This window comes from Bradyrhizobium sp. STM 3562, assembly GCF_045571435.1.
Lineage (GTDB): Bacteria > Pseudomonadota > Alphaproteobacteria > Rhizobiales > Xanthobacteraceae > Bradyrhizobium.
On record NZ_CP120694.1, the window covers coordinates 2572321 to 2599134 of the forward strand.

Consider the following 26814-nt stretch of genomic DNA (forward strand, 5'->3'; position numbering starts at 1 on the left):
GTCATCAAACCTGACGCGCCAAACAAGATCACGGCCAGCGATGGCGAGACGCGCGTCATCGGCGTGGGCGAGATCATCCTGATTGAGGATGTGCGTGGAAAGGGAGATTTGTCTCAAGCCGTCGGGCAGATGAGGCGATCGGAGGAGTGACCTAACGAGGGATGCTCGCGCCTCATCAGTCCTCATGCCTGCATCGGCGTGAGGATGCAGGCGGCGGCGCTACATCAAGAACAAGCCCGCCAACACAGGCGGGCTTGCCGACAAGGATTAGAAGCCGGAGTAGTAATCGTTCACGGCTCTCGCTCTCGCAGGATCATCCCAGTTCCACGAGTTGTCGTTGCTATACTTCGGCGCACCCTTGAGCTTGTCGGCGGTGACGTTGGTTCGGTATCCGCCAAGGTTCGTGTCGTATTTCAAGGACTACCACGGCAGCGGGTAGTGATCGTCGCCGATGCCCAAGAATCCGCCGAAGCCGAGGACCGCGTAGGAGACCCGACCGCTGATCTTGTCTATCATGACGCGCTCGATGGAGCCGATCTTCTGATTGTCGGCGCCGTACACCGCGGTGCCTTCGACCTTATCGCTGCCGATCAATGTTCCTGTTTCGCGCCTTTCCGTTTCCATGACCCTTCTCCTGAAGATGTGATCTGGCACAACCGAGCCGGCCACGGCTCGGCCCGTTACTTGGCTCGCGACGCTCAGGCAGCGCGCTGTGAGCTCGGTGCTCATGGCGGAACGAGCATCAAATCCTCATGGAGTTCGGCGTGCTGCACCACGGACGCGACGCATCATCTGTCCCGTTGCACACATGCGGGGAGGTCCGGAGGCGCCGGTGCTGCCCGTGTCATTTCTTCGGCTTTTCGGCCTGGTCCCGTCCATCGGATTCGAGCGACTTGGCTTGCTGCTCATAGTCGTCCGCGAGCTTCCGCAGGGCCTTAGTCTCGGCATCGTTGATCGAGTGCGCGATGCGGCGCGCCTGCTCCGCCTGCCCGACGAGACGGGTCCTTCGGTCCATGACGCTCAACCACTCAGCCTGTCGGAGGCTTCTCGCGCGCGAAGATGCCCTCTGCAATCACAGCAGCTGGAGCGGACCTCTAGGAATGAGCCCGCCAGTGCGGACTGGAACGGACCATCTCCGCAGCGATTGACTTCCAGACACGCTACTGGAGACCAGTCATGAGAGGGATACCTACGGTCGTTTGCGCTGCGGCGATAGCGCTTGCTTCCGGCGGCGCAGCGCAAGCCAAGGGCTGCATCAAGGGCGCCGTGGTCGGCGGTGTGGCGGGACACATGGCCGGGCATAGCAAACTCGGCGCCGCGGCGGGGTGTGCCATAGGCCATCACGAAGCGAACAAGGCCGAAGCCGAGAAGAACTCGGCCCAGCCCCCCTCGGACCACAAGTGAACAGCGCCACTCGGGAGCCGCCAAGTGATCGAAACCGATAACCTCCTCGAAAAATGCCCCCAGTGCGGCGCCTGGCCCATGGCGGCCAAGCTGCCGAAGGCAAGTTCGCGGCAGTCCGAAATTCGGTTGAGGTGTCCGCAATGCGGCTACCAGGCCGGCGGCCGCTGCCGACGGGCCGAGTACGCCCGGCGCTTCTCGGAGCCACGCGCGCAGAACGCGAGGTAGTGCCATGGCCGACGAACTCGAAACCACCGTCGCTCCATCGGCCATCGAGAAGGCCATGGCGATCTTCGAGGCCTTTAAGGAACGCGACCACGGCGAGCTCGTTCAGGCGCGCAAGGCGCTGACCGACCACATCTTCGGTCAGGTCGCGGCGGGCCAGACGGACAAGCAAAGGCTGGTCGTGTCCGGACTGACGCACCTGAAGGCGCTGGAGAGAATGGTGGAAGCGCCGAAGCGATGAAGATTAAATCCCATTCCGAGAGCCACATCGTCGAACTCGACGACGGCTCGCAATGGCAGATTTTTCCGGGAGATCTCGACCTGACGCTGAACTGGAAGCCCGAGACCGATCTGACAGTCCTGCCTTCGGACGACGAGATCAGCTCTCACATGCTGGTGGGCGGCGGCAGCAAGGTGCACGTGATCGCCGTCGACGAAAGCTGGCCAGTCAGGGAGGTGAGATCCGTCCTGAAGGAAGGCTAGATTCCAGCTCAACGAGGAACGTCTCGGCCAAAGATTTCTAATCGCCAAACACCGGGGGCGACGCTTCGGAGTGTCATGCGTGATGTCCTCGAACTGCTCGCGCGCAAGCGGGCGCTGCTCGACTGCCGGCAGGAAGCGGAGGCTGACCGCTTGGCCGAGGTCGAGCGGGAGCTTCGGGAAATCGATGAAGCACTGTCGCGGCTGGAATCGAGCGAGGCACCGCCTACGTCCCCGCATTAGCTCGGCGTCACAACTTGGACCGCTACCGGACCCGAGGGAAAATTGGTTACAATGTCACGGCCTGGGATGCCCACTTTTGAACCTTCAGAGGAACTAATCGCAGCGGTTGCACTTTCTTTTGCTTCGGGCGTGGGCCGTACCTGGTACCTGGGTGCAAAGAGAAGTGGCGGGAGGGGCGTATCTGAGCAGGCAGGCGGCGACCTTGCTCAGGTTTGTGAAAGCGACCAGGGATCCGGAGCTGGCCGCCGGCCTGGTCGAGAAGGCGGCCGACCTGAACGAGAGGGCCGAAGCGCCTGCAGTTGACGACGTGGGCCAGGCTCCCGACGCAGCCGGCGGCGGCTAGTTCTCCATGGAGCCGCGAGTGCCCGAACCCGTCCGCATTCTGGTCGCCGAGGACGAATTTTCCTGGTCGCCGAGGACGAATTTTCGATCCAGTGCTTGTCGAGGACGCCCTGTGCGGCGGCGGATTCCAAGCCGAAATAGCGCTATCCGGCGAGGCCGCATTCTCCCTCTTCAGCGGCAATCGCGGCGGGTATCGCGCGCTGATTACCGATATCAGCGTCGGCGCCGGACTGAACGGCTGGACGCTCGCGCGGCAAATCAGGGAAATCGAGCCTGATTTTCCGGTCGTCTACATGACCAAGCGGAGACGCCGATGCCTGGAAATCGCAGGGGATCCCGAACAGCGTCCTCATCGCAAAGCCATTCGCGCCCGCGCAACTGATCACCGCCATCTCCCAGCTTCTGAACGCGGGACCGGCACCCTGATCCTCAGTCATGCTACTGGCGTCAGCGTCATCGGCGCACCAACTCTTTGTTCGAGGCCGGCCGAAAACCGGGGACGCGATGTCGAGAGTCGCAAAGCTGATTGAACGAAAGCAACGGCTCCTGGAATAGCTCCTGCCGGACCGAACGAGCGCGACAACGCCGGCTGAATCCATCAAAAAATGACCCGTCGCTGTCTTCGATTGCCGGCCTCATTGGAGAGAAGTCGTTGATGGGCGAGGAACGCCTAACGATATCTGGCGTTGGCGCGCTATGGCGCCTAACCAGTATATGCCCCTCGCAAACCGCTATCGGCGCGCTGCGGAAGAAACCTGTGATCCGGCCGCGCGCTCGCAGCTTCAAACGATTGCCAACACATACGCCACGCTGGCGAGGAGCGTTGAAGTTCTGAGGCAATCAGAGGTGACCGTTGAGCGTTTAACAAGGTATCATCCTGAAGATCCCATTCCGCAGGACTCCTGATTTGCAGCACATAACATAAGTCTTGAACCAAAGCGACTTGAGTTAATTTACCTGCATCACCGGCTTCGGCTCTGCCCGTAGGCGTCGGTGGCTGAGAGACCAATCGCGCTCCCGCCTGCATGACATCACCTCCGGGAGGAGCCGCCGGCCCGTGAGGCGGCCGATCCGGAATTTCAGGACCAGCTCATCGCCGAATTGCGCGAGCTGACGGGAGTCGCGATTCCTGAGGCTTGAACATCGTTGTTGAAAGGACAAATGCCATCTGACCGGAGAGGCACCTCCGGAGAGGAGCAATTATTCTGCGGGAGCTGTACGCTTCAGAAGGGCAATTCCGGAAGTTCTCCTAATCCGGTGATGTCGCCAGTAACAGTCAATGACAGCCAGGCCCCGTGCCGCCGGGTCGCGCGATTGTACGGACGTCCCGGCCGTCGTCGCTAAGCCGGCTGTGACCGTCATCGAATTGATGGCGACCCTTGGGCGTGAGATCGAGCCACATGAAGGCCCCCATCAGATTTTCAATGCCGCGGGAATAGGCCGAGTAGGTGTGGAAGATCTCGCCGGTCTCGTTTGTGGCAAAGATGCTGGCGCCCATCATATCTTCGCTGCTCTTGAGCGGGATCGTGTCGTAATTGAACTTGGCTGTGCCAGCGACCAGGTCCTCCCTTTTGAATGACACCCCGAAATCATAGTTGAAGTCGCTACCATAGGATGACACCCACGCAAAGGTCCAGCCCAAAGCGCGTTTCACCTGCTCGATTCTCTCGATTGGCGCGCGTGAAATCACGGCAAATGAGAGGTCTGCATCATCGAAGTGCTTGCGTGCGGCGTCGAAATGATCGGCGACGAATGAGCACCCTTTGCAAACGTGATCGGAGCCCGGGGTCAGCATGAAATGATAGACGGCGAGTTGGCTGCGACCATGGAACAGATCGGCAAGTGTGCACTTGCCATCCGGTCCTTCGAAGACGTAGGGCTTCTCAATCTTAACCCAGGGCAACTGGCGGCGCTTCTTTCTAAGTTCGTCGAGTTTGTGCGTAATCTCCTTCTCTTCGGCGAACAGTGCCTTGCGTGCGGAAAGCCATTCCTCACGCGAGACGATTTTAGGTGGGGAGAGGTTGGCTGGTGCCATCGTCAAGACTCCTCTGATCGTGGGGTCTAAACGTAGGTCCGCGCCGGCCGGTTCCCGGCTCTGCCGCAAGCACACGCGATGTCATCGCCTGGCTAAGCCGCGCACCGTTGGACCTAATCGACCTGTTGCGAACACTCCGGGCAGGTGTCGCCGATGCCGTCCAGCACTTCCGTGATCGCGCCAACCGCATCCTGCGCAGACACGCCCTGAGGCGGGTCCCGCCGCGCGGTGTCTAAGGCGCGATCGCGGGCGTGCGGGTCGGCGCGATCCTGCATCCAGCCGTGCTCCTCGCATTCGTGGATAGCGCCGGCTTCCAGCAGGACACTGATCGCCCAGCGGCGCAAGTCTTCGAGCGGTCAGAAGGAGATGCTGTTGCCGATCGAGGGCAAGAAGGCGGCCGCCAGGGAAACGCCGGCGGAGAAGCCCGTGCGAGATCGCAAAGGGCGTCGGCCTAGCGTCCGTCACTTCTTCTTCGAGTAGAGCAACTCGTCGAGACGGCAGGCGGCCCTGTAGATAGCTCCGCGGCGATTGCTGCTGCGCGGGTCCGGGCCCAGCGCCCGATCGAGTCGAGAAGGATCGCTCTAATACTCTCGATATCCTTCGACTTCACAGTCGTCGGTAGGGCTTGCACCGCGCCGGCGAAGACGACATCTTCGTCGATGTCGGTCGGCGCCTTGATCTCACCCCGCACCAGTTTCGCGCGCAGCACTTCGGCTTTCCTGGTAGATTGGCGGAACGCCGAGTCCTTCCCCGCGAGCCGGTCCACCAATGCGTCGCGCGACGACGGATAGGTGGCGACCTGTTTGCGCAGATCCTCGGCGACCTCAGCTGCGGTCGAGTGGGTCTGGTCGATGTAGAACCATACGGGAAACCACTTCCGTTGGGCGTGAGCCTGGAAGTGGATGTACTGCATCGGCTCCGCGACCTTCTCGTTCCGCAGGAAGTTGCGGACGAACGCGTCGGGGGCCACGTTGTCGCGGATGATCCTCGTTCGCTCCCTTTCGACCTCCGAAACCAGTTTCCACGTCGCCGATCAACCTAGGCGCCGGCGCTCCCTTCTTTTCGTCGAATTCGCCCTCGCGCACGAACTGGATGTTCGGGAGCAGGGATTTGTCGATGAGGAATTTGCCGCTGGTGCCGGCGACTTCACCGGAGTCCAGATCGATCGTCGCTTCCTTGCCGATTGCGACGCGGTTCATGCGGGCGCTGAACTCGGCGACTGCCCTCTGCTCGCGCGCGGCAATGATCTGCCTGAGCTCTCCCGGCTTGATCAGGCGGGTCTCTCCGACGTACCGGAAATAGATGCCTCCTTCCTTCACGTCCTGACCGACGTTCTTGATGGCGATGACGGGACCATAATCGTGCTTTTCCACGTAGAGCACGCCCACCTGCTTGCCCCCGAGCTCGAGAACCGATCCTGCGGCTGAAGCCGGAAACCTGCCTTGCACTCGATGCGGTCGGTCTCGCCGCCGGCCAGCCGCCACGTGCCGGTTTCGCGGACGAACATGGAGCGAAGGATGCGCATGTCGACCGGAGAAGGCGCCGGAGGCGCCTTGGCTTTCGGATTTTGCCAGGCCAATAGAAAGGCCTCGAGCTCTTCCGGCTGCGCCTCCTCTACGGACGCCCCGTACTTGCCGTTCTTGATCTGCGTGATGCGTCCGGAACTGATCAGTCGTTCCGGCTTGGCTTTCGATGAGAGGCAGGCAGAGCAGATTGAAATCTGAATAGACGTGAAAATAATCCTGCGATGTTTGGCTGATCACCGGCGTCAGGAGGGGGTATTTGATTCGTCACAGATGCTGGTGATCAAGCGGTTGAGAAAATCGTCATCAGGGCCTGCGCGGTTATTCGCTAATCCAGTCGCGGAAGCGACGCATAGGCAAGGTGCCGCGGCATGAGTTTGTGCCAATCGAACTTCAGCCCTACGCGTATGACAATATTCCACTTCCAATCGGCTTCGCGAAGACTATCTCGCAGCCATTTGTCGTCGCCCTAATGACCGATCTGCTCGACAAGGCCAACGACAGCGTTCTCGAAAGGTCTTGGCTATCACGCCGCCATCCTCGCGCAGCTGGCCCGCAGGGGTATACTCCGTTGAAATACTCGAAGAGCTTGGCACCAACGGCTATCACTGTTGGTCAGAGCACGCCCGCTTTGACAAGATGATCGTGACGGCCGCTCCCGATCTGATTCCTCCTCCGCTGGTCCACCAATTGAAAGCGGGTGGGAAAATGGTGATACCGGCCGGCGTGGCCAATACACAGCAGATCATTGTAGCCGACAAGCTCGTCAACGGCAGAATAACGATGAAAGAGATTTTGTCCGTCCGGTTCTCTCAACTGGAGGGGACCCCGCTACAATAGGTCCGGTCGCGCATCCGTAACGGAGCATAGATGACCATCTCGAAGATGATCGCTGGGCTGATCAATCCCACACTTTTATTTCACTTCTCAGGGGTCGAGGCTCGACGCCTATACGCAGCCCGACTTCGTGGAAGCCGCTTTGATGCGGCGCTCCGGCTGGGCGATCTACATGGCGCTCGCGCTGGCCGTGCTCAACAATTCCGCGCTCCTTCAACGTGCGCTGCAATTGCCTGAGGTGAGCACCTGAACCATCCTGAACCCGCAAAGGACTGGCGGCCGCGGTCCATTAGCCGCGGAAGCTCGATCGTTCGGTGTTAGGACACAGTCCGCAGCGCCAAATTTCGCCCCACGCCGAGCGAGGCGCCAGCATTCCGAGATCGAGAGGGGGCCCCAGCGTCTTAAGCTCGCTGGGGCCTGCGCATTTGGATTCGCATTTCTCGACGAAATGCCCCAAGATAATTGATCCCACATTTCGTTGTTCCCGCCTCGTACATTAAGAACCGGTCAACGTATCTGACCGTTGGCTTGGACAAGTACGCGCGGCGACCGATACTGGTTTATGGCCCACTTCCGGAATCCGGACAACTGCGCCTGCAATCAGCCGACGGGAGTTGCAGATGCCGACTAAGGAGCCCGTCAGCCTGTACGCTGGACTATCCAGAAATACCTTTCTTCTCGCCGCCGCGAGCCTGTTTGCGGACCTGGCGACCGAAATGCTCACGCCGATTCTGCCGATCTTTCTGACGCAAACGCTGGGGACGGGCGGCAGCATTGTGGGCTTGGTGGACGGAATCGCTCAAGCCTGGCGAAATGTCGTCGACGGATTTTTCGGCCCGCTATCCGATAGGCTTCGGAGCCGAAAGCCGATCGCTCTGATCGGCTATTCTCTGGCGGCGCTTGGAAAACCGGTGATGGGATATTCGGCGGTTTGGCAAGGGGTTCTCGCCGGGCGCCTCTTGGATCGTTCGGGAGCGGGTGCATTCGCGGCACCGCGCGATGCACTGGTATCGTCCTCGACGGAGAAGCGGAGTAGGGGACGCGGGTTCGGACTGGAAAGCCTAGGCGAAAATGGCGGAGCCTTTCTAGGCCCCATTCTCACGCTGCTGCTGCTTTACGTGCTGCGGGTTGATATCCGGACCATCTTCTATCTGGCGTTCGTGCCAGGTCTGCTGGCCTTCGCACTGATGCTGCTCGTGACCGAACAGCAGGCACCGCAGCCGCCGACGATCAGCGCAGCTCAATACGCAACGAGGTTCATATTGGAGGCTTCTCTTCGTTGTCGCTGTTTTCAGCATCGGCAACTCGAGCAACTCGTTCCTCATCTTGCGGACGCAGGAGCTGACGGGTTCTCTGCTGATCACGACATTGATTTATGCCGGGTTCAATTTGGTCGCCGCGCTGACGTCCTATCCGGTCGGCTTGCTATCCGATAGGTGGGGGCGCCGAACGCTACTTCTAGCATCGATGACTGTCAGTCTGTTGGCCTATACAGGGTTTTCCTTTGCAGCAAGCGTGAGCGCCGCCGCGTGCTTTTTTCTGGCGTATGGCGCCTACGAGGCAATGTTCAGGTCGATGGGTCGAGCTCTCGCGGGCGATCTGGTTAGCAGCGAACTGCGTGCCAGCGCGATGGCATGGTATAGCGCGACCGCCGGTCTGTTCCAGCTTGCTGCCAGCATTGCCGGAGGTGTGCTCTGGGACAAATGGGGACACAGCAGCACCTTCATCTACGGCATGATCTCTAGTGCGATCGGCCTCCTCTTGGGGGTGCTCATGCTGCCACGAACCGCGCCGAATGTGAGCGCCAGTGAAGATTAGCCAGCGCAAAAAGATCGATCAGTGAAGATCGCAAAACTGGCGCAATGTTGCAGGCACCGATTGTTCGCGCTGGAAAATTTCGATGATGCTATCGGCCGGCACGCGGCCTGTTTCAGCGCGCTGCCGAAGCTCATCTAGGGATCCACAATCGAATCCCCACGACGCGAGCACATCAGGAATGCGTGCCAGCACCTCAGTGGCACGCTCCCTGGCCATCTCGACATTCAGCCCATCACAGGCAATCCGGCCCATATCGTAGACGCGCGTCTGGTCGGAAGCCCGTCCCTTCAGCTCCTCATCCAGAACTAGCGCAAGCCAGAGCAAAAAGTAATTGCGGTAATCGTTCAGCGAGCTCGTCATCTCGAACGGCTTCAGCTCGAGCCGCAGACCCTCGTCAGGATGAATCTCGATAGCGGGAGCTGCAACGCTTCGGTGATACGTTCGCACGGATTTTCCAATACGCCCTCGTATATGCCAGAGCCCGCCTTCTCGAAGCGGCGAAGCGAGAGTAAGTGCGGTCAGGGCTGGTATGTAATAATTTACTTTCTCGTTCAGATCTCTTAAATCGAGCCGCGAGCCCAGCTTCGTCGGAAGACTTATATTGATGTCCGGACCATCGGTCAGCATGCCTTCCATTGCCCACTTCCAATAGTCATGCCGGCGTTTGTTTTGAGGTCCTTCGAAGGCCACTTCGGTTGGATGGAACGACAGCGCGACGGCTTGATAACCGAGCTTGTGCAAGGCTTGCTGCAGACGCTCATGCAGGGCTTTGAGCGAGGCAATGCATTCCTCGATAGACTGGCAGACAGGCGTGCGCATCTCGATACCTTTCGGAAGCAAATCGATCGGATTCATGTCGGGATCCGGAAGGTGATAACCCTCGACGATGTAGGGGCTCGATTTGCGATGAGGTGGCTCGATCTTCAGGCCGTCGCACTGGATATCGTCGACCGGAATAGCCTCGAGCGCTGAATTAAGCGTCGCAAATTTTAGGTCGGGGTGCCACAGCGGCCGAAACGACGCCGCGTCAACCAGAAGGAATTCCGTCTCGAGGCCAAAGCGAATCCGTTATCGCGATCCTTGATCATGGCCAAACTCCAGCGGGCACTGGTGGGACGGCCTGATCACACGCCTTGGCCCAGAGCGGAAATCCGCTTCCCTGCGACGGGATTTGCAGTGAGCAAGGGCTGGCCTGCCGAGAAATACCTGAGCGAATTGCCATGCTGTCCCTCACGTCACGCCCGCGCCAAAACGTGGTGTGTCAGACTGAACTTGGACAGCAAGCTGCCCAAGGGAGCCTGGGTCCTTCCCCTGGTTAACGTTAAGACGGCAGGGCTGTTCGAGTTCCTGCGAGGTCGCCGACGCGCGGTTAGATTGGATTGGAGCGCCTGCGGAGTGTGGGCGAGCGACCGGTCTACTCGTCTGATCGGAGTAGCGCGCCTCGGGTATCGACGAGCTTCCCCCTATGCAGCGCAAGGCACTCTACTCAAGCTCAACGAGATGTCGCTGAAGGAGGCTTCGACGGCGTACGGCACGTCGATCGCGTCGGTCAAGATAAACGTCCATCGAGCGGCGAAGACTCTACGGAAGATATTGGGCGATCGGAGCGACTTGGTTCCAACGAGCCTGCCATTGTCGCTTGCGATGCTGCGGTATGCAGCGCCGCTGCGCCCGACCCCGTGGCATTCGTGGGCAGCCTATCGATCGCCGCCATAATAGCGAGGGCCCTCTCTCTTTTTCGCGCTGGCGATGCGATCTTGATCATCATCATGTCCAACATCGGAACGGCGGCCATGTTCGTCGGCCCAGCTTGTTCGACCGTCGCGGGTTCAAGTGGATCGTCCCGGGCTCCGACGTCAGAAATTAGGCCGTAGATCGCCGAAGACTGCGGATGGCTCATCTTCCGAGCCTGCAGCGGCCGCGGCGTCGACATAAATGGTTCGATGCTGGTCCGGAAAGTTACGGGGTCTCCGCCGACCTTTTAAGCCCTCGAACGGCGTTCGTTGCGGCGCAACGTGTCTGGCCCGACAAGCGTCAATCCCGGACGGACGTGGTCAAGTGCCGCAGTCTGAAGAGTAAAGCCGGCTTATTCCCCGGCTCTTGTGTATTTTTTAGTGCGGACATGATTGATGTAACGGGCCAAGCGGCTAGGCTTTCAGCAACGAATAGTCCTGAACGGGGCAAACATGCTCAAGTATCATTGGGATGCGGCTCTTCCTGGGCTCCCAACCATCATCGCGGTTGCATCCGTGCTATTTGGCATAGCGGCGGATGCGCAACAAGCGAAGATCGCGAAAACCGACATGCAGATCGACGCCCTCGATCCCGGGATCAAGCTTTTCCTCCGCGAGAAGATGGCGGACGGAAACACGAGCTTCACCGACGACAACGTCGTCCTCTTTCTGCACGGCGCGACCAGCCCTTCGACTTGCGACTTCGATCTCTCCTACAAGGATTACTCCTGGGCCGACTGGCTGGTGAACCAGGGCTACGTCGTCTACATGGGTGACTATCGTAACTATGGCGGCTCAACCCGCGAGGAGGCGATGGATGAGCCGGCAACCAAGAATCAGCCCCTGACACGCTCGTATCTCGCGCTGCGCGACGTGGAAGCCATGGTCGATGCCATCAAGGCCAAACGTGGTGTGAAGAAGCTGACGCTGATCGGCTGGTCATGGGGTGCGATGATGGCCGGTTACTATGCCTCGCTGCACTCAGAAAACGTGCACAAGCTCGTGCTGTACGCGCCGCTCTATAGCTTCAATAATCACACCAATCTCGGACCAGGCAGCGCGCTGCAGAACAAGCGCAAGCCGTACGAGTTCAACTTCGCGCTGGGGGCGTATCGTTTCGCATCCGAAGCTGCAAATACCGGACGCTGGAACGGTGAAATTCCTGTCGAGAACAAGGATGAATATCGCGATCCGGCCGTGTCTGCCGAGTTCTGGAAGGCGTGTCTTGCGACCGACCCAACCAGCAACTCGCGCTCGCCTCCGAGCCTTCGCGCGCCGAACGGCGTCTTGGAAGACTCCTTCTATCAGGCAACCGGCAGGCCACTTTGGAATGCGGCCAACATTTACGCACCTACATTGGTGATCGGCGGCAATTACGATACGTGGTCGTATCCAGAAGATCGACAAGGGCTGATGCGCGATCTCGTCCATGCGCCGGTCAAGAGCAACGTGCTGATTAGCGATGCCACGCATTTTGTCCTGTTCGAGAAAAAGCGCCTTGAGTTCTTCGATCAGGTGCTGAAATTTCTCCGCGAATAGTTGCGCCGATAACAAATGACCTGCCGAGACTTGGCTCTCGCGAAGACATCTTGATGAACGTTCCCGTGTCGAACGCTTGCAGTTACCGAGGTATCGTCATGAAACGCCCAAGCCAACTCGTTCTCATCGCATTGCTGCTCTCGGTGCCCGTTGCCGCGCACACACCGCAGCAGCCGCCACACCAGCTCTTCGGCGACGGCGATCTCAAGCTGGAAAGCGGAGAAGCGATCAAGGACTTTTCGATCTCCTATGTGACCCATGGCACCTTGAACGTGAAAAAATCGAACGTCATCGTGATGGTCACTGCGATCTCAGGCAATCATCATCGGATCGACTTCATGATCGGCCCCGGCAAGGCGCTGGATCCCGCCAAATACTTCATCATCTGCACCGACGCGATCGGGAACGGACTCACGACGTCACCGAGTAATTCCAAGGCTCAGCCACGCATGCAGTTTCCAAAGTTCACCATCCGCGACATGGTGGAGTCGCAGTATCGGTTGTTGAAGGAGAAGTTCGGCATCGACCATATCGTGGCGGTTATCGGCCCTTCGATGGGCGGCATGCAGACGTTACAATGGGGCGTCAGCCATCCCGATTTCATGGATGCGCTGGTGGCCATGGTGCCGCTGGCCAAGACGCCGGCCTGGACGGTCGCGGTGCTGGAAGCCTCGCGCAAGGCGATCATGGACGACCCCGCTTGGATGGACGGGAATTACGATGCACCGCCGGAGAAAGGCGTACGGCTGTGGCGCGACATTCTCAATTTGCTCGCGGCGCGCACGCCAGACATGTATCAGGCCCAGTTCAAGACCGGCATGGAAGTGCTGCCCTGGATGCGGGAGCAGGAGAATGCGGTGATGAAGGCGTTCGACGCCAACGACTGGATCTACCAGACCTGGGCTTACGACCAGCACGATGTCGGCACCACGCCCGGGTTCGGTGGCGATACAGCCAGGGCGCTAGTGTCGATCAAGGCGAAGACATTGATTCTCACGGGTACCAAGGACCTGCTCAATCCGGAGTTCGAGCCGAAGGAGATGGGCAAGAACATTCCCAATGTGAAAATGATGACCATCAGCCCGGGTACGGTGACCGGCCACGCTTCGGCGGGTGGCTTTAATCCCGCAGATGTAGATTTTCTCAACCGCGAGGTCGGGGCGTTTCTCGATGGGGTGACCAATGGCGGCAAGAAGCTGAACTAGGTTTGGGGACAAGCAATTGTCACGCTCGCGCGTTCAGCCAACTCTGGTGCTACCATTCTGACGAAAAACGCTCCGGGAAGGCTGGCGTCTCAGGGAGGAGAAGATTAGCCTTCAAGAGGTGAATGAATCTCAGCCTATCATTCCGGTGCTCAGCGCGCTCGATCGGCCGCTCACGCCGTATGGCTATAGCTTCATGCGTTTCTGTGTGGAATGATCACATCCCGCATGGTTACTGAATCAGTTCCAAGGTGGCGTAAGTGCGGCCGCTGGCTTAATCGCTAAGCTCGGTCTGCAACCTGCTACAGGGTGGGCGTATTCGTCGGCGGAATCGAGTTCTTGGGAAGCATTTTGCTCGCAATCGGCGTCCTCAGCAGGCTGGCTGCTGCCGCGGACGTGGCGGCGCCTCAACTGACGGCGTACGACCACCTGGTCGGCTGCATCAACGCCGTGCACTTGGAAGACCGACTTCGCAATATCAAGGCCAATCGTCGAAATTGACTGCATAGGCTGCTCCTCCGAATCGTGGGAGCCTCAAAACGGCACCCACTCCTTGGCACTCTCGTGCCGGTGGAGGAGCCGTCAACAGCATCACGAGCGGACGGTATGCATCCGGCGTAGCTTTCAATTACCCATAATTTTGACCACCCGCGCTGATCCGCTGATCGGCGAAATCTTGAATCGAAAGAATCACTTGTGATTCCTCGCTGAGCACCTGATTCGCGAGGGGGTGCTCAATGGGGCTGACATTAAAGGATCGATCGGCAAGAGGCTGTTTGCGATCCTTGGGGGGTGACTGTTGGATTGATCAAGAGATTGGTGGATGCGAGTTTAGGGACGCGCGGCTCGGCGACAGATTCCGCAAACTGCTCACCCAGATTGGAGGCGCTATGGGACAGAGAATTCCGCTCGTCTGCCAGGATTGGGCGAACACCAAGGCAGCCTACCGCTTCTTCTCTAATGACCGGATCAGCGAAGCGGACATTCTGGCCGGCCATTTCCAATCGACCCGCGATCGTGCCGCCGCCGCTGAAGGTCTCGTTCTTGTGCTGCACGACACAACCGAGTTCAGCTATCAACGCGAAAGTTCAGAAGCGATCGGCATCACCAAGAGCATAAACAGTGGACGGGACAAGGCGGGTCGCCTGAGATCGCACACGGTTTGCGGCATCCTGATGCACTCGAGCCTGGCGGTAACGACCGAAGGGCTGCCGCTTGGCTGACGGCCGTCAAATTCTGGACCCGGAAGAAATTCAAGGGGACCGCCGCGCTTAAGGGGAAGGTCAATCCGACGCGCGTTCCCATCGAGAAGAAGGAGAGCGTCCGGTGGCTGGATAATGTCCGGCAATCCACGGAGTTGCTGGGCGATCCGGGACGATGTGTCCATATCGGCGATCGCGAGAGCGACATCTATGAGCTGTTCTGCGCGGCTCGAGAAGCTGGAACGCATTTCGTGATCAGGACTTGCGTTGACCGCTTGGCTGGCAATGGAGACCACACGATCGCCGACGAAATGGGCGAGGTCGCCGTCAAAGGACGGCATCGCATCGATGTCAGAGACAGCAACGGCGATCCCGACGAGCCGTTCTTGAGATCAGGTATCGCAAGATTCGCGTCCTGCCGCCGATTGGAAAGCAGAAGCGCTATCCTGCGCTAAGCTTGACGGTGATCCATGCCGAAGAGCGCGTGACGCCGAAGAACAGAAAGAAGATCGAGTGGAAGCTGATCACCGACCTGCCCGTTGGTTCCCGCACCGAGGCCATTGAGAAGCTCGAATGGTATGCTTTGAGATGGAAGATCGAGGTGTTCCACAAGATCATCAAATCGGGCTGCAAAGCTGAGGAGTCGAAGCTCAGGACCGCCCAGCGTCTGACCAATCTGATCTCGCTCTTTTGTATCGTGAGTTGGCGGGTCTTTTGGATGACGATGCTCAACCGTTCCGCGCCAGACGCGCCGCCCACCATCGCGTTGACGGCGACTGAAATCGGCGTGCTCGATCGCCTCGTCAACGACAAACCAAAAGCAAGACAGAAAACGCTCTCGCACTATCTGATCAAGATCGCCCGGCTCGGCGGTTATCTTGCCCGCGGCAGCGATCCGCCACCCGGCAACACAGTCATGTGGCGCGGGCTGTCACGCCTTACTGACACGCGCTGGGTGCCATGGTCGGACGAGAATTTGTGGGTAATTGAAAGCCTCACCGGAGGCTTACTGCCGATCGCAAGATCAAGACTTTGCATTCGGCGCTCGCCGCGCTTCAGCTGATAGATGAAGGGCGCATTGATTTTCTCGATATGGATGCGGCCGTCCTGCACCGGCTCGACGGCGTTGGCTAGACTAGTACCTGGAAGCGGTCACCAGCATCATTTGGACCAAGACTTCGTCTTCGGACGAGGATCGCGGCTGAGATCGCTCATGACCCAAGCGTAACCGCTCGACGAACCGACGCGACCAACGAAGCCATCGTATAAGGCTTCGCGAGCCAGCCCAGAGGAGCAAAGGGTTCGGCGCGCGCGCGTGTGTCCTCATCATCATGGGCAGTCGCGAATATGCAGCGCACGCCGAGCTCGCGAAACAACTCTCCGGCCGTATCCACTCCGTCGCGCCGACCAGCTAAACGGATATCCATAACCGCAATGGATGGCCGTTCCTCTCTCGCGAGAGCGAGTGCTTCTTCAGCGGTGCTTGCGATTCCAATCACGCGAAAGCCGGCGTCGGTTAGAGCGATCTCGCTCTGCATGCCGATGAGAAAATCGTCCTCTACGATGAGTACGCCCACCTGTTTGCCGGGTTGCTTGGCAGTTCCCTGCTGTTGCTGAAGCGAGGAATCGGGGTCGGAGGGGTCGGCCGGGAGCGCCAAGTGCGGCGCGTAAATCACTGGCGATTGCAACATCAGTTGGTCTTTCCAAAACGAAGACTCGCCCGCGACGGCGTTTTTGACACTTCAAAGCTGCCTTGAAGCTGGCGTGCAAGGCCGAGCACGAGGCGCAATCCCGAGGATCTCTGACGCACGGCCTCGAGCTCGAAGCCGGGACCGCTGTCTTCGACATAAAGCTCGAATTCGCCGTCATGTCCGTTGAGGCCGACCCGCACCATGCGCTTCGAGGCATCTTTGCCGCCGTGCTTGGCCGCATTGGTGACGAGTTCGTTAAGAATCAATGCGAGCGGCATGGCGACGTCATTGGAGAGAACGCCACTGGCCGCCTCGCACACAATTGGGACGTCCTGCGGCAAGGTCTGGCGGACCGTCTCCGTTACTGCGCGCATAAATTCATCCGCAGCAAAGCGGCTGGCGTCGCTCTTGCCATAGAGCACCCGTTGCGCGGCCGCCATCGCCGCGATGCGACCGCTTGCCTCACTGAGAACACGGCAGGCTTCCTCGCTCTTGGCATTCCTCGCGGCGCTGAACAACAGGGACTGCAGCACCTGCATATTGTTCTTGGTCCTGTGGTTGAGCTCGTTGAGCAGCAGCCGCTGCTGCGTCTCGGCCTGCTTGCGCTCGCTAATGTCGACGAGCATGTTGATGGCGCCGACGATCTCGCCGGAGGCATCGCGCAGCGGCGTCGGAAAGGGTATGAATGGCACCCGCGTGCCATCTGGCCGTTCCGCAACCGCTTCGGCGCCTCGCACGGCCCGTCCCTCCTTCAAGGCGATCGCCATCGGACACTGGTCGTGGGGCAGGGGCGTGCCATCCGGATTGTACAGTTTCCACGTCACGCACCATTCATCGCTGTGAAGCGTCGGGATGCGGCCGGCGAGCTCGACGGCTGCCTCATTGAAATAGGTGATCCTACCGTCCGCATCGGTCGTGTAGATGGCCGCAGGAATCGCTGCGAGCAGCTCCTGCAGCCGGCGCTCGCTTTGCTGAAGCCTCACCTCGGCGAGCTTGCGCTCGGTGATGTCTCTCGCAATCTTCGAGGCGCCGATGATCCGGCCCTCGCGGTCGCGAATCGGCGAGATCGTCAGCGAGATGTCGATCAGTCTGCCGTCCTTACGGCGCCGCACCGTCTCAAAATGATCGACCCGCTCGCCGCGCCTGATCCTCGCCAGAATGCCGGCCTCCTCGTCGGGGCGGTCTTCCGGGACCAGCATGGTGATCCCCCGGCCGATCGCCTCTTCCGGGCGATAGCCGAAGAGTTGTTCGGCGCCGGCATTCCAGGTCTGGATGATCCCGTCCAGGTTCTTGCTGACGATCGCATCGTGAGAGGACTCGACAATCGCGGCGAGCTGACGCGCATCGCGCTCGGCGAGCTTGCGGGCTTGCTCACCTTCCAGCTGCGACAGGCTAAAGCTGAGAAGCCGCGCGAGCGTGAGCGCCACGTCGATCTCGGGCTCGGTGAAGCGGTGTGGTGCATCATGATAGGCCATGAACTTCCCGGCGAGCCGGCCATCCTTCACGATCGGGATGAAGGCAACCGCCGCGATCGTTTCGCGCCCGATCGTCCGCTTCAGCTCGTCCGGCAGGTCGGAGGCTGCGACTTCCTCCATGTAGACCGGCTGGGGGTTGGGGTCGTCCTTAGCCCAGGGCGAGTGGCCCTCCACGGTCCTGCGGTATTCCTCGGAAAGGCCGCGCGATGCCACGAAGCGCATGACGCCTTTCGCATCGAATAGGAGAATCGAAGCCCGTGCGCAGCCAAGCGCGTGCGTGATCGCATCGAGGGCTGCGTGATGAATCTGTTGGGCGGACTTGCAGTGTTGGAGGCGATCCGAGAATGCAAACAGCGCGGCCTGTTCTTCCATGCGTCGCGACAAGGCTTGTTCCGCACGCTTGCGACCGGTGATATCGTACTGGAGGCGCACGGCGTAGAGGAAGTTGCCGGCAGCATCGCGGACACTTGACGAGGTGACCGAAGCCCAGATGTATCCGCCGTCCTTGCGATAGATGCGCTTCTCGATCGTGTAGCGGTCGATCTCGCCGGCAAGCTGGCGCTCGAACTGCGCGCGGTCCTCGGACACGTCTTCTGGCAGGGTCTTCTGGAAAATGGTTCTGCCGAGGAGTTCATCGGCTGAATAGCCGGTCAGCTGGCTGAGCTGCCGGTTTACCCGCAGCATGCGGCCGTTCCGGTCCACCTCCGCGATCCCGGCTCCGATATGCTCGTAGGTCGCGGCCAGACGTGCGTCTCTCGCGCGAACCCAATCATCATGGGCTGCATCGGGAGCTTCCAGGCGCGCGCCCGTCGTGCTTTCATGAAAACAATTGACGGCTCCAACCACCTGACCGTCCGCATCGCGGACCGGAGCAATGTAGATGACGACCGCGATCTGTGATCCATCCGGCCGTTCCACCTTGCCCTCGACGCCACGGATCGAGATTCCCGTGCGAAGGACTTCCGCCATTGGCGTCTGTTCGCGCGTTATGGAGCGGCCGTCAAAATAGAGCTTGTATGAACCGCAAAAGCGCTCACTCTCATCGCCGATCCGTGGGGCGCGCCCCCACAGTTCGGCCGCGCGGCCGTTGAACCAGAGAATGCGGCCGGCGGCATCGCAAGCGTAGATCGCGATTGGCAGCTGATCGAGAAACGCCGGCGAGGGGTTTTGGCACGCAAGTAGGCCAATAGTTTCGACGCCCAGCTGAGGCGTCGACAGCTTCTGAATGTTCACGCCTCTACCCTCCTACGAAGGCATGATCCGCGCCAAGGATAGCCGCCGATACGGAGTTGCCAAGCGGCCCCTTGGTTTGCTGCCCACGCAAACGATTTTTAATGCTGGAAGCACCGGAAAGTTCCTGGACACGGGATTCGGGCGCTCCTCGCGCGGCCCTATCCCTGCCGGCACCAGAGCCCGCCTATAGAGTTTGCTGTGCCCCTGAAACAGGAGCGGAGCGAATAGCACGATGTGGGCAGTGGCACGCCGAGCAACCAGAGCGGCGATGCCCTTTCCATGAAGCCCCTAGCTTTTCTCGTTTTTAGGCCGACACGAGTTAGAAAATGCGCAAGTTCAGACTCGGACTGTTTAGATCTCTGGAACGAGGGCGAGGTCCTCAGACGATGATTCTTACCGTGATCAATGGCAATCGCGATCAACTCGAAGGTGCACTCCAACGACGCTACGGCTATGCCAAAGATCAAGGCCCGGCAGGACGTCGATACCTGGTTTTCGACGTTACACTGAGAGATAGACGCCGGCCGCGGCTATGCGGCGGACGCCCATCATCTAGTCCCGTGATCTCCTCAGCGGCGCGCCGGCTTCCGAATGTATCCGTGGCCGCACTGTTACTTCGGTCGCTTTGGGCCAATACTAAGGTTCCCGGCTTTTCAACGGATGTCTGCAACTGCGTAAGAGCTGAGCCCGTTGCGGCGCTCAGCGGGATGCCTCGGGCGAAGGATTGGATAAGATCTCGTAGGTTTGGTCGGTTTGGGAAAAAGCGGTAGTGCTCCTGCGGCTCCAACCGCGACGCAAGAACAGCCTGTTCGTGTCGAAAGGCTGCGAACTCCAAAGATTCTTCTCTAATTCTCGACCAAGCGATCAGGGCCTCACAACGAACATGGCCGCTGCGGCAGGCACAAAACATAGAGCTAAGAGCCCAATATAAAGCGCGTCCGTCTGTCGCATCATAAAGACGAACTGCTGCAGCCTTACTCCGCCGATAATGCGTCGGCATCAGTAGCACCGGGTGCTGTTGCCCAGGCCAATTCGACGAGCCTCACGATCCGCCGACCGTCACTGTCAAGCTGGCAGACGATGAGGCCCTGTTCCTCGATGTAGGTCAGCAGATGCCGCGCGCGGCGAAGCGAATGTGTGCCATAGGCGCGGGCAATCGCCGCATCGTTCGGACAGGGCCGGCCTTCCTTGGCCGCGCGGGCGATCATCATGAAAACACCCTGCATATCCTCAGGCAGGAGGGTGGCGCGCACCGAGACCTCCTGCCAGGCGTCATCCTCCGCCATATCGGTAGCGAGCCCGGCGCGAGCGCGCGTTAACATGCGGCGGAAGTCACCCAGGTCCGGCACAGCCGGACCGAGGCCCTCGATCCGGCAGCGGACCACGAACTCCTGATAAAGGACGCCGATGGCACGGAATCCTGCCTCGGGTTCCGCCAGGATCGCGTACAGGATGCCGTCTAGTCTCTTTCGCCGCTCCCTTAGTTCCTCAGCGCTGAGCGGCTGCTCGACCGCTTCGGGACGGATCTCCATTGCTGCCGACTTCGCTGCCATGAGCTGGTCGAGGAGGTTTGGTGATGGCCGGCGCTGGGGCCGGATACTCTCGGGTGGTGGAACTGCCAAGATTACGGCGCGAGCATCCTCCAGTGTCGCTTCAGGCAGCGGGATAAGACGCGGGGGTGCATTAGGCGGCCGGGTCTCCGTTGGACCGATGCGTAGCTCCAGAGGACGGCGGGAGAGGGCAGGACCCAGCGCTATGAATTGTCCTCGCTCCAGGTCCCGAAAGGCATCTGCCTGTCGCCGCTCGATGCCCAGAAGGTCTGCGCCGCGCGCCATGTCGATATCCAGGAAGGTTCGGCCCATGAGGAAATTGGACGCCTCGGCCGCAACGTTTTTGGCGAGCTTCGCTAGTCGCTGGGTTGCGACTACCCCCGCAAGCCCGCGCTTGCGGCCACGGCACATCAGGTTCGTCATGGCCCCGAGCGAGAGTTTGCGCGCCTCGTCCGACACCTCCCCGGCGACTGCCGGCGCGAAAAGCTGCGCCTCATCCACCACCACCAGCATGGGGTACCAGTGGTCGCGGGCAACCTCGAAGAGACCGCCGAGGAAGGCTGCCGCGCGCCGCATCTGGTTCTCGGCGTCAAGCCCCTCAAGATTGAGCACGGTGGAGACGCGATGAATGCGGGCTCGCTCGCCGGCGACCTGCAGGCCGCGCTCGGAATGCTTCTCAGCGTCGATTACGAGGTGCCCGAAAGGGTCGGCCAGCGTTACGAAGTCCCCTTCGGGGTCGATGATCGTCTGCTGCACCCATGCGGCACTCTGTTCCAACATCCGGCGAAGCAGATGGGATTTGCCGGACCCCGAATTGCCCTGTACCAGCAGGCGGGTCGCAAGCAGTTCCTCAAGATCGAGAGTCGCTAAGGCGCCTGCCGTCGTGTGTCCCATCTCAATTGCAACGGTCATGTCTCGACTCGAGATTTCCTGAGAGAGAGGGCGGGTTATCAATCTGAGCGCCCCACGTCGAGCGCCTCAGGCTGTCGCCCCGCGTTGAATGCTCCGCAATTGTGGGCATCGAAAATTCCCACCTGGCATCCCAGCCTGAAGCGGCCGCGGCACGTAGGCCCAGATACCGGACCGCTGCGGCCCCTCCGGACTTTCCGCATCCAATCCTGTCGCCAGAACCGATTCGGGCGGAGCGGATGATCCAGCTTGGACATTTCATCGTGATTTTGGACCTTCACCGTCAGGGCATGTCGATCAGCGCTATTGCCCGGCGTCGCGACCCGAAGACGATCCGCAAGTATATCGCGCGCGGTCTCGAGACCGGCGGATCGTCAGGCGGCCGTCGAGGGCGCGGCCCCGACCTTGGCGTCGCATTTTGTGGATAAGAGCCAAGAAACTTACGACGGCGCATTCCGAGATCTTGAGCGGAGGACCCTGCTCCAAACGCCGGGGGCTTGGGGATCGCACGTCCAATATCCAGCGTTTGGCCGACCCTCCAGTTCAATTACATTCGACCGTAGGTCGTCGGGCATTCGGTTCAGTTGAACGGAAAGGCTGAGCCTGCGCTCGTGCGACTCGGCTCTTTTGCAGGAGCTGATCCATATCTGGAGCAGGCGCCGTAGCCGTTGAGGACGTAAATTTAGGAGCTTGAGTGCGCTATCCTTTCGGGTCAATCGGGACCAGCTTGTTTGTTGCACGTTTGCAATGTAGTGCTAGATCACTCAAGATTTCCCCCGCGTCGAAAGGCTGCTCCCATCGCGAAACGTCAGCAAAGCGATCTGGGATGGGGCCCGCATTGCAAGCGACGGCAAACACGAATGGAATCCGTTGGCGAACCAGCTCGTCTGCAATTGCATAGGCCAAGCTGTCATGCAGATTGGTATCGATCAGGGCAACATCGAAGAAGTCATCATCGACCAGGCGCATCGCTTCAGAGATAGTTGCGATTGGACCAATAAGTTCGGCGCCATTTTCTCGTAAAGCTGTCCTCAGTTCGTTTGAAATGACGTGCTGTTCCTCGACAAGGAGGACTCGGCACCCAGCGAGGAGTTGATTGCGAACCTTTGGCATAATCGGCTTCTCGCTAACGATCTTTACGGCAGAGTGGATTCTCATCCACATCGCGTCCAGGATGTCCTCGCGATTAGCATCATCGCGCGGTGACGAAATCGATCAAGGACAGCCACTTCATCAATGTCAATTACGCGCCATCGTTCCGCACTGGCCGCTTCTGGTGTAATCGGTTCCGTCCATCACTGCTGCGTAAGATCAGCAGGACGCCGTCCAACCTATGCTGCTTTTCCGGCCTTACCCAGATTCCTGAACCTAAAACAGGCCAGGTGATCCGGCTGATCGAATTGCCCGTGCGGGGAGCGAGGACAGTGACCCGGGAACTTGCCTACTGGAGACGACTAGCGTCGATCTCGCTCTTCGGAAAGCTTGATGGTAGAGATCGGCCATTGGCCTTCGTGCCCCTCGATCGATACGCGCAACCCGTGCAACTCATCGAGGAAAACCTTGGAGATGGTGCCGGCTTTGCCATCTGACAGGATCACGGCTTGACCAAGGAGTTTGGAGCGGGCTTCTTCGAACTGCCGAAGGATCGCCAAGGCGACTTCCTGGCCCGTTGCGGATGGGGTCATCTGGGCCACTCTCTCCTTTGCGCCCCAGACCGCACTTCCTTCCGCCGCGATTGCCTCAGCCCTGCGCTCATATTGCTCCGCGAGGTTGCGAATGGCCTCGGCCGTTTCAGGGCTGTTGATGTTTTCTGCAATGCGGCGGCATCGTTCCGCCTGCTGTAGCAGACGAGCTTTCTCGTCCATACGCGCGAAACGTGCCGAGCCCTTCGAAGTTCAGCGGGTTTGAAGGTTTCTTGTCATTGCAGCGCAGGGGTGAAGGGGTGCCGTGGTCGCCATTTCGGATAGGCGGTTGGCTTCAGCGCGCTGCGATGGCGGTGCTATTCGTCGCTCGAGCGATTGGCTCTGCCAGCCGGACACATCAAGGGGCGCCGCCGTCCGGCTCACCATGGGTGTCGCGTCGAATGTCGCTTCCGCTGGTGTAGGATTGACGCGGCCGGGCCTTATCGATCTGCTCCGTGGAGCGGGCGTGGTACAGCTGCATGAGCACGTTCTGAGCCTCATCGGACGAGCTGCAGAGAGGGGAAGCCACGAGCACGAGGTGGCCGAGGTCGACCGATTCAGGACGGTCGCAAAGCAAGCACAAATGGGTCCCTGGCCCAGGACAGCAAGAAGGTGCGTTCGCCTCCGGCTGAGTTAGATGCGCGTATCTCGCCCTTCACCAGACGGATCTAGTTGCGGACGTAACCGCGCTCAGATCGCCCGAAACGTCGCCCAAGTTGCGGATGACCTTGGGCTCCGTAAAGTCGCTGGCGGCGGAAGTGGCGCTGCTGCGTATTGACCCGGAACGTGAGCCCGCTCGCGCTCGAAATGTATTTAGCAGCCATCCGGCGCGAGCAAAATGGACGGCGGACCACGGCTACCGCCGCTTGCTTGGCGGCGGCAGTGACTAGGAAGAAGGATCTGCCATCTGGAAAGTCGCAAGCGAGGTCAGAATTCCCTTCCAAAGGGTCATCGCCTGCACAGATCACGCGATGCCGAATTAGGACTCCACCACCTTCGTTTCAGCGCCTTTGGGCGCTCGTCGCGAAATTCCTTTGCCGACATCGGCTCGGAATTGGGCCAGCCGAACCCTTAACGATCCCCATCCGCAAGCCCCGGGCGTGTCCGGGGCATGGTACGCGAGGCGATGCAGCGCCTGGCCCGAAGGGGCAACTGTGACCGAGCTGTCGATCCCCCCACCGCGAGGGCATCCATATCTGAACGCTATCGCCGGGGCGCCATGATGCCGATGGTCGCCGGCAACAGCATGGGAACAACCGGAAAGGCCACTACACCACTTCGCTCCTGGACTTCTACGTCCGGAGCCGGCGGGTTCGCGCCAATGATCTCTCGTAAACTGTCAAGCTCGTCATCCTGCTCGGCCAGTACATGCAGAACAATTACCGGGGCCGCTAGTACGCCAAGGCCCAAAATCTCGCGCATGTCCTGCGCGCTGCTACAATGAGGCGCTCAACGGCGTCGATCTCCGGCTTAGGCCAACGTTACCTTTGAGGCTACGCTGCTGCCAGCCCGGGACGCGAGCCGGGCACTCGAAATGATTTCCAGCACTTGCCCGTTTGATGTCACTGGCCATCCTGCCACCACGGTTCCGGCAGGGATGGCGGCAGGGCTTGCTATCGGCATGATGCTGATCGGACGCCACCGGGAGGACGGCACCGTGTTGCGCGCGGCTGACGCGTTCCAGATCGTCGGAAAGACGGCAGTAGCGAAATGCCGACTAACGGCAACGCCGCCGTGCAAGGTTCGGAAAAAGGCGCGCGAGCCATCTGACGCGAGCCTCTGCCGCCAAGGTTCAATATGGCCAAACACCTCTGCCGGATCCGGACTAGATGACAGGCGATTCCGTGACCCTGGCTCGTTCAACTTGCCGATCGATAGCATGCTGCGCGGCTGTGACCTTGTCGCACTATGGCAATGACACTACGCCGAGCGAGAGTGTGCGCGGCAGCCTCAGGCCGCAGGGATGTCCCCGCGGGAGGCACTTCAATTGAATAGTAAGACGAGCGATGCGGCGTTTGGACAGTGTGGCTGTCGGATCAGGTCGCTTGCGGTGAAGCAAGTTTGAGCGTTGAATTTTGGGAGGCGAGTTTGGCTTGACGCTGGCGCAATTCTTGCGGTTATCAAGCCACCTCCTGCCCGGCTGATCGTCAGAGAGGAGTCACCACCATGTGTGCAGGCGATGATCAAACGTGCCCGCAATTCGAGCTGCATCGACAGAAACTTCTTGAGGACCTCGACCAAGAGCGGCGCGCATTGCTCAAGAGCGCGTTCGTCGCGGGCGGTGGCATGGCCGCGTGGGCTGCGAGCGGCACGCTGGCCACCCCGGCATCGGCGCAGACCAGGCTCGGCCAGCCGACCTATCACTACTTGCCGGCCAACTCGGACACGGTGCATTGGGGCTATTTCAGCAAGCTATTGAAGCCTCAGCTCGAAGTGGATTCGGGCGATTACATCACCATTGAGGCCGTGACCCACCACGCCGGCGACGACGTCGAACGAATGGTCAAAGGCGATCCAGGTATTGAGAGCATTTATCTTTGGACCAAGGATAAGAAGGGCGTCAATCGCCGTGGCGCCGGTCCGATCGACGGCAAGCAGCTCGGGCGCGGCGCAGGCGAAGGCTTCGGCGTGCATATCTTGACCGGTCCAGTCTTTGTTCGCGGCGCCGAGCCGGGCGATATCATTGAAGTTCGCATCATGGATGTAAAGCCCCGGCCTTGCGCTAATCCGGCTTACCCGGGCAAGTCATTCGGCAGCAACGCGGCGGCTTGGTGGGGCTTTCATTACAATGATCTGCTCACCGACCCGAAGCCGCGCGAGGTGTGCACGATCTACGAAATCGACACCAGCGGGCAGCAAAACTGGGCGCACGCCGTCTATAACTTCCGCTGGGTGCCTCAGACCGATCCGTATGGTGTCGTGCACAAGATCATCGACTATCCCGGCGTGCCGGTCGACCACTCGATTGTGCAAGAGAACTACAACATTCTCCAAAACGTCCGCATCCCGATTCGACCGCATTTCGGAGTCATGGGCGTGGCGCCAAAAGAAGCCGACATCGTCGATTCTATTCCGCCGAGCTATTTCGGCGGCAACATTGATAATTGGCGTATCGGCAAGGGCGCGACCCTGTACTATCCGGTCGCCGTACCAGGCGGCTTGTTCTCAGTTGGCGACTCGCACGCCGCGCAAGGCGATTCTGAATTGTGCGGCACCGCCATCGAAATGTCGCTGACCGGGACCTTCCAGCTTATCCTGCACAAACAGAATTCACTGAGCGGTTCGCTCGCGGGGCTCAGTTACCCACTGCTTGAGACGCAAGACGAATGGGTTCTGCACGGATTCAGTTTCCCCAATTATCTCGCGGAGCTCGGACCTACCGCGCAGCAGGACATCTACAAGAAATCCTCGATTGATCTCGCGCTAAGGGATGCGTTTCGCAAAATGCGTAGCTTCCTGATGACCACCAAGGGATTGACCGAGGACGAGGCGATTTCGCTCATGTCCATCGGAGTCGACTTCGGCGTGACGCAGGTGGTCGATGGCAATTGGGGCATTCACGCGATCATCAAGAAGAACCTGTTTGCCGGTATAGCGACGACTTAAAGATCTAGGACCATGAAGCGACGCCAGCCAGCGCTGCCGCCGGATTACAGAGCTTGGATCGGCGCCTGTCGCGCGGTAGGATGGTCAG

Annotated in this window: 28 protein-coding genes and 2 pseudogenes; 17 read left to right on the forward strand and 13 right to left on the reverse strand. The window is 59.8% G+C overall.

Annotated features, from left to right (window positions below; all coding sequences use genetic code 11):
* Positions 1-267 precede the first annotated feature (267 nt).
* Together P6U23_RS11760 and P6U23_RS11765 are read right to left on the reverse strand one after the other, a co-directional pair.
* Positions 268-624, reverse strand: a pseudogene (locus P6U23_RS11760) (PRC-barrel domain-containing protein).
* Between the two features lie 220 nt (positions 625-844).
* Positions 845-1015 (reverse strand): hypothetical protein, encoded by a 171-nt coding sequence (locus P6U23_RS11765; protein ID WP_407179936.1) that lies wholly within the window; start codon positions 1013-1015, stop codon positions 845-847.
* 161 nt (positions 1016-1176) lie between these two features.
* Between P6U23_RS11765 and P6U23_RS11770 the strand changes: the two genes are divergently transcribed.
* The 6 genes from P6U23_RS11770 to P6U23_RS11795 all read left to right on the forward strand — a co-directional run bounded on the left by P6U23_RS11770 (position 1177) and on the right by P6U23_RS11795 (position 3221).
* Complete coding sequence (locus P6U23_RS11770; protein ID WP_407179938.1) at positions 1177-1404, forward strand: hypothetical protein; 228 nt, start codon at positions 1177-1179, stop codon at positions 1402-1404.
* A gap of 229 nt (positions 1405-1633) precedes the next feature.
* Complete coding sequence (locus tag P6U23_RS11775; protein WP_407179940.1) at positions 1634-1867, forward strand: hypothetical protein; 234 nt, start codon at positions 1634-1636, stop codon at positions 1865-1867.
* Positions 1864-2109 (forward strand): hypothetical protein, encoded by a 246-nt coding sequence (locus P6U23_RS11780; RefSeq protein WP_407179942.1) that lies wholly within the window; start codon positions 1864-1866, stop codon positions 2107-2109. Before P6U23_RS11775 ends, P6U23_RS11780 begins: the two co-directional genes overlap by 4 nt.
* A gap of 75 nt (positions 2110-2184) precedes the next feature.
* Positions 2185-2349, forward strand: coding sequence for a hypothetical protein (locus tag P6U23_RS11785; protein WP_407179944.1), 165 nt, complete (start codon positions 2185-2187; stop codon positions 2347-2349).
* Positions 2350-2551: 202 nt separating this feature from the next.
* Positions 2552-2692, forward strand: a complete 141-nt coding sequence (locus tag P6U23_RS11790) for a hypothetical protein (RefSeq protein WP_407179945.1) — start codon at positions 2552-2554, stop codon at positions 2690-2692.
* Positions 2693-2783: 91 nt separating this feature from the next.
* Positions 2784-3221 carry a response regulator gene (locus P6U23_RS11795; RefSeq protein WP_407179946.1) on the forward strand — a complete coding sequence of 146 codons (438 nt, stop codon included), beginning with the start codon at positions 2784-2786 and terminating at the stop codon, positions 3219-3221.
* A 746-nt stretch (positions 3222-3967) separates the two neighbouring features.
* Here P6U23_RS11795 and P6U23_RS11800 read toward each other — a convergent pair.
* The 3 genes from P6U23_RS11800 to P6U23_RS11810 form a co-directional block, all read right to left on the reverse strand.
* Positions 3968-4795, reverse strand: coding sequence for a DUF899 domain-containing protein (locus P6U23_RS11800; RefSeq protein ID WP_407179947.1), 828 nt, complete (start codon positions 4793-4795; stop codon positions 3968-3970).
* Between the two features lie 44 nt (positions 4796-4839).
* The gene (locus P6U23_RS11805) at positions 4840-5070 is read right to left on the reverse strand and encodes a hypothetical protein (RefSeq protein ID WP_407179948.1); all 231 of its coding nucleotides are present in this window, start codon (positions 5068-5070) and stop codon (positions 4840-4842) included.
* A gap of 107 nt (positions 5071-5177) precedes the next feature.
* The gene (locus tag P6U23_RS11810) at positions 5178-5696 is read right to left on the reverse strand and encodes a hypothetical protein (RefSeq protein WP_407179949.1); all 519 of its coding nucleotides are present in this window, start codon (positions 5694-5696) and stop codon (positions 5178-5180) included.
* 1 nt (position 5697) lies between these two features.
* Here P6U23_RS11810 and P6U23_RS11815 point away from each other — a divergent pair, with 1 nt between their 5' ends.
* The 6 genes from P6U23_RS11815 to P6U23_RS11840 all read left to right on the forward strand — a co-directional run bounded on the left by P6U23_RS11815 (position 5698) and on the right by P6U23_RS11840 (position 8904).
* On the forward strand, positions 5698-6153 hold the full coding sequence (locus P6U23_RS11815) for a hypothetical protein (protein WP_407179950.1): 456 nt from the start codon (positions 5698-5700) through the stop codon (positions 6151-6153).
* A gap of 90 nt (positions 6154-6243) precedes the next feature.
* Positions 6244-6450, forward strand: a complete 207-nt coding sequence (locus tag P6U23_RS11820; RefSeq protein ID WP_407179951.1) for a hypothetical protein — start codon at positions 6244-6246, stop codon at positions 6448-6450.
* Between the two features lie 178 nt (positions 6451-6628).
* Positions 6629-6892: a hypothetical protein gene (locus P6U23_RS11825; protein WP_407179952.1), complete on the forward strand. Its 264-nt coding sequence runs from the start codon at positions 6629-6631 to the stop codon at positions 6890-6892.
* Positions 6775-7089, forward strand: a complete 315-nt coding sequence (locus P6U23_RS11830) for a protein-L-isoaspartate O-methyltransferase family protein (RefSeq protein WP_407181421.1) — start codon at positions 6775-6777, stop codon at positions 7087-7089. Before P6U23_RS11825 ends, P6U23_RS11830 begins: the two co-directional genes overlap by 118 nt.
* A 617-nt stretch (positions 7090-7706) precedes the next feature.
* Positions 7707-8522 carry an MFS transporter gene (locus tag P6U23_RS11835; protein ID WP_407179953.1) on the forward strand — a complete coding sequence of 272 codons (816 nt, stop codon included), beginning with the start codon at positions 7707-7709 and terminating at the stop codon, positions 8520-8522.
* Positions 8413-8904, forward strand: coding sequence for an MFS transporter (locus P6U23_RS11840; protein ID WP_407179954.1), 492 nt, complete (start codon positions 8413-8415; stop codon positions 8902-8904). The genes P6U23_RS11835 and P6U23_RS11840 overlap by 110 nt, the downstream gene beginning before the upstream one ends.
* Before the next feature lie 18 nt (positions 8905-8922).
* On the opposite strand, the gene P6U23_RS11845 is transcribed toward P6U23_RS11840, so the two are convergent.
* The gene (locus tag P6U23_RS11845; protein WP_407179955.1) at positions 8923-9759 is read right to left on the reverse strand and encodes a glutamate-cysteine ligase family protein; all 837 of its coding nucleotides are present in this window, start codon (positions 9757-9759) and stop codon (positions 8923-8925) included.
* Between the two features lie 1331 nt (positions 9760-11090).
* Here P6U23_RS11845 and P6U23_RS11850 point away from each other — a divergent pair.
* Together P6U23_RS11850 and P6U23_RS11855 are read left to right on the forward strand one after the other, a co-directional pair.
* On the forward strand, positions 11091-12176 hold the full coding sequence (locus P6U23_RS11850) for an alpha/beta hydrolase (RefSeq protein ID WP_407179956.1): 1086 nt from the start codon (positions 11091-11093) through the stop codon (positions 12174-12176).
* Between the two features lie 98 nt (positions 12177-12274).
* A complete protein-coding gene (locus tag P6U23_RS11855) occupies positions 12275-13381 on the forward strand; it encodes an alpha/beta fold hydrolase (protein WP_407179957.1) in 1107 nt (368 codons plus the stop codon).
* A gap of 399 nt (positions 13382-13780) precedes the next feature.
* On the opposite strand, the pseudogene P6U23_RS11860 reads toward P6U23_RS11855, so the two are convergent.
* Positions 13781-13885, reverse strand: a pseudogene (locus P6U23_RS11860) (IS110 family transposase); the annotation flags it as partial.
* 230 nt (positions 13886-14115) lie between these two features.
* On the opposite strand from P6U23_RS11860, the gene P6U23_RS11865 reads away from it, so the two are divergent.
* Both P6U23_RS11865 and P6U23_RS11870 read left to right on the forward strand, forming a co-directional pair.
* Complete coding sequence (locus P6U23_RS11865; protein ID WP_407179958.1) at positions 14116-14601, forward strand: transposase DNA-binding-containing protein; 486 nt, start codon at positions 14116-14118, stop codon at positions 14599-14601.
* A gap of 394 nt (positions 14602-14995) precedes the next feature.
* Positions 14996-15643 carry an IS4 family transposase gene (locus P6U23_RS11870; RefSeq protein WP_407181422.1) on the forward strand — a complete coding sequence of 216 codons (648 nt, stop codon included), beginning with the start codon at positions 14996-14998 and terminating at the stop codon, positions 15641-15643.
* Positions 15644-15791: 148 nt separating this feature from the next.
* Here the strand turns inward: P6U23_RS11870 and P6U23_RS11875 are convergent, their stop codons facing one another.
* From P6U23_RS11875 to P6U23_RS11900, 6 genes are all read right to left on the reverse strand, one after another.
* Entirely contained in the window at positions 15792-16271 is a 480-nt protein-coding gene (locus P6U23_RS11875; RefSeq protein WP_407179959.1) for a response regulator, read from the reverse strand.
* Positions 16271-18979, reverse strand: a complete 2709-nt coding sequence (locus P6U23_RS11880; protein ID WP_407179960.1) for a PAS domain S-box protein — start codon at positions 18977-18979, stop codon at positions 16271-16273. Before P6U23_RS11880 ends, P6U23_RS11875 begins: the two co-directional genes overlap by 1 nt.
* Before the next feature lie 974 nt (positions 18980-19953).
* Positions 19954-21441, reverse strand: a complete 1488-nt coding sequence (locus P6U23_RS11885) for a helicase HerA domain-containing protein (RefSeq protein ID WP_407179961.1) — start codon at positions 21439-21441, stop codon at positions 19954-19956.
* 696 nt (positions 21442-22137) lie between these two features.
* Positions 22138-22551, reverse strand: a complete 414-nt coding sequence (locus P6U23_RS11890; RefSeq protein ID WP_407179962.1) for a response regulator — start codon at positions 22549-22551, stop codon at positions 22138-22140.
* Between the two features lie 341 nt (positions 22552-22892).
* Positions 22893-23123 carry a PRC-barrel domain containing protein gene (locus tag P6U23_RS11895; RefSeq protein ID WP_407181423.1) on the reverse strand — a complete coding sequence of 77 codons (231 nt, stop codon included), beginning with the start codon at positions 23121-23123 and terminating at the stop codon, positions 22893-22895.
* 1200 nt (positions 23124-24323) lie between these two features.
* Positions 24324-24542 carry a hypothetical protein gene (locus P6U23_RS11900; RefSeq protein ID WP_407179963.1) on the reverse strand — a complete coding sequence of 73 codons (219 nt, stop codon included), beginning with the start codon at positions 24540-24542 and terminating at the stop codon, positions 24324-24326.
* 744 nt (positions 24543-25286) lie between these two features.
* Between P6U23_RS11900 and P6U23_RS11905 the strand changes: the two genes are divergently transcribed.
* The gene (locus P6U23_RS11905; protein WP_407179964.1) at positions 25287-26726 is read left to right on the forward strand and encodes an acetamidase/formamidase family protein; all 1440 of its coding nucleotides are present in this window, start codon (positions 25287-25289) and stop codon (positions 26724-26726) included.
* The last annotated feature ends 88 nt before the right edge of the window (positions 26727-26814 follow it).

What these genes read in the sequence shown, in the direction of transcription:
- P6U23_RS11785 (WP_407179944.1), top strand. Translation starts at nt 2,185, where the DNA reads ATGCGTGATGTCCTCGAACTGCTCGCGCGCAAGCGGGCGCTGCTCGAC.
- P6U23_RS11770 (WP_407179938.1), top strand. Translation starts at nt 1,177, where the DNA reads ATGAGAGGGATACCTACGGTCGTTTGCGCTGCGGCGATAGCGCTTGCT.
- P6U23_RS11835 (WP_407179953.1), top strand. Translation starts at nt 7,707, where the DNA reads ATGCCGACTAAGGAGCCCGTCAGCCTGTACGCTGGACTATCCAGAAAT.
- P6U23_RS11865 (WP_407179958.1), top strand. Translation starts at nt 14,116, where the DNA reads ATGGGGCTGACATTAAAGGATCGATCGGCAAGAGGCTGTTTGCGATCC.
- P6U23_RS11900 (WP_407179963.1), bottom strand. Translation starts at nt 24,542, where the DNA reads ATGCGCGAGATTTTGGGCCTTGGCGTACTAGCGGCCCCGGTAATTGTT.
- P6U23_RS11895 (WP_407181423.1), bottom strand. Translation starts at nt 23,123, where the DNA reads ATGACCCCATCCGCAACGGGCCAGGAAGTCGCCTTGGCGATCCTTCGG.
- P6U23_RS11885 (WP_407179961.1), bottom strand. Translation starts at nt 21,441, where the DNA reads ATGACCGTTGCAATTGAGATGGGACACACGACGGCAGGCGCCTTAGCG.
- P6U23_RS11845 (WP_407179955.1), bottom strand. Translation starts at nt 9,759, where the DNA reads ATGAATCCGATCGATTTGCTTCCGAAAGGTATCGAGATGCGCACGCCT.
- P6U23_RS11905 (WP_407179964.1), top strand. Translation starts at nt 25,287, where the DNA reads ATGTGTGCAGGCGATGATCAAACGTGCCCGCAATTCGAGCTGCATCGA.
- P6U23_RS11850 (WP_407179956.1), top strand. Translation starts at nt 11,091, where the DNA reads ATGCTCAAGTATCATTGGGATGCGGCTCTTCCTGGGCTCCCAACCATC.
- P6U23_RS11875 (WP_407179959.1), bottom strand. Translation starts at nt 16,271, where the DNA reads ATGTTGCAATCGCCAGTGATTTACGCGCCGCACTTGGCGCTCCCGGCC.
- P6U23_RS11775 (WP_407179940.1), top strand. Translation starts at nt 1,634, where the DNA reads ATGGCCGACGAACTCGAAACCACCGTCGCTCCATCGGCCATCGAGAAG.
- P6U23_RS11765 (WP_407179936.1), bottom strand. Translation starts at nt 1,015, where the DNA reads ATGGACCGAAGGACCCGTCTCGTCGGGCAGGCGGAGCAGGCGCGCCGC.
- P6U23_RS11855 (WP_407179957.1), top strand. Translation starts at nt 12,275, where the DNA reads ATGAAACGCCCAAGCCAACTCGTTCTCATCGCATTGCTGCTCTCGGTG.
- P6U23_RS11890 (WP_407179962.1), bottom strand. Translation starts at nt 22,551, where the DNA reads ATGCCAAAGGTTCGCAATCAACTCCTCGCTGGGTGCCGAGTCCTCCTT.
- P6U23_RS11780 (WP_407179942.1), top strand. Translation starts at nt 1,864, where the DNA reads ATGAAGATTAAATCCCATTCCGAGAGCCACATCGTCGAACTCGACGAC.
- P6U23_RS11820 (WP_407179951.1), top strand. Translation starts at nt 6,244, where the DNA reads ATGCGCATGTCGACCGGAGAAGGCGCCGGAGGCGCCTTGGCTTTCGGA.